Source organism: Serratia sp. HNCC26DJ244 (assembly GCF_057180565.1).
The window spans coordinates 1-356 of sequence record NZ_JBXUGO010000136.1 but is presented as its reverse complement, the minus strand read 5'-3'; the positions used below and the strand labels follow the sequence as shown (position 1 = coordinate 356).

Sequence of the window (356 nt, the reverse complement as noted above, 5' to 3'; positions counted from 1 at the left end):
TGGCGCCGCGCCGGGTCATCCAACTGCCGATAACCGCCGAGAAAACCCAGCATCATCACCCGGTGGAAACAGGTCAGCACCGCGCTGTCCGGGGCCGGCTCATGCAGCACATCGCGCATGCGGTTGCACAACGCATCCCCCGCTTCCAACGTCCCGAGAAAATGACCTTGCAACGGCACGTCGTACCACTGTACGCACGCATCATCCTGCACCCCGCGCCCCTTGACCACTTCGTCAATCAGCGCGCACTGGGCATACAGGATATGCTGGCGATTGGCCTCGCTATAACCGGCCTGTTTCAACGCCTGCTGGACCTGTTCAACGTCCGCCACACAGCGTTCCCACAGTACACGCCC

The 356-nt window shown here is 62.1% G+C and carries 1 protein-coding gene; it reads right to left on the bottom strand.

What is annotated here, in order from left to right:
• Positions 1 to 356, bottom strand: a 356-nt coding sequence (gene tssL, locus AC2A06_RS18955) for a type VI secretion system protein TssL, short form (protein ID WP_484381311.1), incomplete at both ends; no start/stop codon positions are given.